Consider the following 2,710-nt stretch of genomic DNA (forward strand, 5'->3'; position numbering starts at 1 on the left):
CCTGGAGGGGGACTTGGCGACCGAGCCCCCCCTGCCCACCCTCCCCTCAAGGAGGTGGCGGGGATGGCGCGACTCGAGGCTCGGCAATGGGGATTGGTGGCCCTGGTGGCGGGCAGCCCTTTCTTCTTCGCTTTCCTGCTGGCGGCCAAGAATCCGGGCCTCGTCGAGCCCGTGCTCGGCACCGTGCTCGGGGGTGCGAGCTGGCTGCTGTCCGCCCTGCTGGGACTGCTCGGGGGCGCAGTGTTCGCCACCTTCCTCGGAATGACCCAGGGGCCCGAGCTCACCGCCTCGCCGCTCCGGCGCGTGGGTGGGCTGCTCTTCGCGGCGATTCCCCCCATGCTGCTGTGCATCGTCCCCGCGGTGTGTCTGCTGCTCGCGGGACCGGCGTTGGCGCTGCGCCTGGAGCAGGGCCAGCCGGCGCCCCGGGAATCGTCCCCGCGCACGCCCCAGGACATCGCCGAGCGGCTCCGGCACCAGTTGCCTCGGGTGATTCCGAATCTGCCTCGGATGGGGCCGTGGTGAGGCCACGGCCCCTGCGTCTCAGGCCGCCTTCGTCTTCGCCGTCGCGCTCAGCGCGTACCAGGCCGTGCGGAACGCCTTCAGCTCGCGCAGGCCCGCCGGGTGACGACCCAGCGCCGGCGCCACCGTCACCGGCAGGCCGATCTTCTTCTCCATGTTCTTCGCGGCGTTGAGCTCGTTCTTCCGCCGGTTCTCGCACCGGGCGCAGTCCGCCTTCGGACCCACCCGGTTCACCAGCACGCGCTCCACCTGAAGCTTGCGCTCCTTCAGGTACTCCACCACGCGCTCCGTGCGCTCCGCCGCCAGATCCTCACCCCGCGTCACCACCACGAAGCGCGACTCGGTCGGAGAGGCCAGCGCGTCCTCGAAGCGCTTGATGTGCTTGAGGAACGCCGCCATGTCGTCGGCCAGCTCACCCAGGCCCTTCGACTTGTACTTGGACAGCACCGCGTGCAGCGCCGTGAACCAGCCCTTGGCGGTGTCGGCCAGCTCCACCACGCGCATGGAGCTCACCCTGGGGGCCCCATCCACCACGATCCGCTTGAAGCGCTCCTGCACCAGCGCGTCCGTCAGGCAGGACATGGCGGCCAGCTCGTCGATGCCCGGAGGCGCGCAGTCCAGCAGGTTGCGGAACATCAGCAGATCCGCCGGCACGTCGTTGCCCGTCTTCGGCGCGCCCTCGAAGGCCTTCTCCGCCTTCTCCTTCCAGCGCTTGCGCAGGTTGCTGAACCAGGACGCCATGTCGAGCTCGCGCGCGTACAGGCCCTTGGTGCCCTTCACCTGCGTCTCCACGTCCGTCAGCCGGCTCTGGAGCACGTCCGACAGCGAGTGCGCCGGATCCGTGGAGATGAGGAGCACCGGCCCCTCCTTCTCCGTCAGCGTCACGGCCGCGGCGGCCGCGCAAGAACTCTTGCCCACTCCGCCCTGGCCCACGAAGAAGATGAGCCGGGTGGGAGGCAGCGGCGGCGCGGCGATCGGCGGCATGGACGGCGCGCGCACCAGCGCGGGCGGACCCTCGGCGGCGGCGAACTCCAGCGTCTTCGTCTCCTTGCCGCTCGCCCACTCCTTGGCGAGCAGCTTCAGCGCCTCGAGGCCCCGAGGAGCCACCTCGCGCTTGGCCAGCAGGTGCACCGGCACGTTCTTGTCCAGTGCCTGGTACTTGCGCACGTGCGGCGCCTGGAGACCGCGGCGGCCCTGGCAGGCGGCGCAGCCTTCCTTGTCCTCCACCTGGTTGACCACCACCTCCACCACCGGAATGGCGCGCTCGCGCAGGTGCGCGAAGTAACCACGCGTCTGGGCCTCGGGCACCGGCTCCGCCAGCGTCACGAGGTGGAAGGCCGTACGCGCCGGATCCTTCAGCTGCCCCAGCAGCTTCTCCGCCTTGGCCGAGAACTCATCCAGGAAGGCCTGCTCCTCCGCCGCGGCCGGGGCCTTCTTGCCCTTGCCACCCGCGGAGCGCTCCGCCCCCGCCTTCACCAGGCCCAGGAACTTGCGCAGCCCCACCGGCATGTCGAAGAGGCGCAGCGTGTGGCTGGTGGGCGCCGTATCCAACACCACCCGATCGAACTCGCCGCTCTCGACCAGCTCCACCACGTGCAGCAGGCCCAGCAGTTCCTCCAGCCCCGGAGTGGCCTGGCTGTACAGCCTGCCCAGATCCTCCTCCGTCAGGTGGGTGCCCTTGCCCGCCGTCTTCTGGAGCGCCGTCAGGTACTTCGCCAGGAAGGGCTTGAGCAGCGCGCCCGGCTCCACCTCCAGCCCCCACAAGCCCCCGTCCGCCTTGGTCTTCGCCCCCGCCTTGCTCTTGCCCTTCGCCTCCGGTTTGGACTCCTTGGCGGCAGCGGCCTCGCCGCCCTCCGCGTCCAGCTTCGTCGGCTTCGCCGTCAGCTTCTTGTCCACCAGGTCCGATAGCGTGCGGACCGGATCCAGTGAGACGAGCAGCACCTTCTCCTTGGGCGCCTCCTCCGCCAGCCGCAGCGCGTACGCCGCCGCGAGCGTGGTCTTGCCCACCCCGCCCTTGCCGCCGAAGAAGTGAAGAACTCGCGCGTCGCTCATGAAAACGTGGCCCTTCCTTGACACCCCCCGGCACGGCCGGTCTCCGTTATTTACTAGACATGCGCGGAGAAGGCGCACCGGGCGTGAACGTGCACCCAAGTACAAGTGGGATGCCGTGCCACCGAGTGGCCCATGGGTG

General features: G+C 70.0%; 2 protein-coding genes. One reads left to right on the top strand and one right to left on the bottom strand.

Annotated features, from left to right (window positions below; translation table 11 throughout):
- Positions 1 to 63: 63 nt before the first annotated feature.
- A complete protein-coding gene (locus tag VF794_RS16190; protein ID WP_331111376.1) occupies positions 64 to 522 on the top strand; it encodes a hypothetical protein in 459 nt (152 codons plus the stop codon).
- An 18-nt stretch (positions 523 to 540) separates the two neighbouring features.
- Here the strand turns inward: VF794_RS16190 and VF794_RS16195 are convergent, their stop codons facing one another.
- On the bottom strand, positions 541 to 2,571 hold the full coding sequence (locus tag VF794_RS16195; RefSeq protein WP_331111378.1) for an ArsA family ATPase: 2,031 nt from the start codon (positions 2,569 to 2,571) through the stop codon (positions 541 to 543).
- Positions 2,572 to 2,710: the final 139 nt, after the last annotated feature.

Source organism: Archangium sp. (assembly GCF_036389735.1).
Lineage (GTDB): Bacteria > Myxococcota > Myxococcia > Myxococcales > Myxococcaceae > Archangium.